Raw genomic sequence first — 217 nt, forward strand, 5'->3', positions numbered from 1 at the left:
CCAGGTCGCGCAGAGCGTGGTCTCGGTCGGCCCGTACAAGTGACGTAGCGTCACATCAGGGCACGCCTCCCGCACCCGCGCCACCGACGCGGCAGGCACCACATCCCCACCCGTCAACACCTCACGCAAGCCCGCGAAACACTCCGGCGCCTCCCCCGCCAGCACCCGGAACGACCCCGCCGTCACATGAACCGACGACACACCCTCAGCCACGAAC

General features: G+C 69.6%; 1 protein-coding gene. It reads right to left on the reverse strand.

Translation table 11 applies throughout. The annotated features are described in order from the left end of the window. A partial coding sequence (locus IF78_RS50325; protein ID WP_234440047.1) for an AMP-binding protein occupies positions 1–217 on the reverse strand: 217 nt, incomplete at both ends.

This window comes from Streptomyces bicolor (assembly GCF_000719285.1).
In the GTDB taxonomy this organism is placed as follows: domain Bacteria; phylum Actinomycetota; class Actinomycetes; order Streptomycetales; family Streptomycetaceae; genus Streptomyces; species Streptomyces bicolor.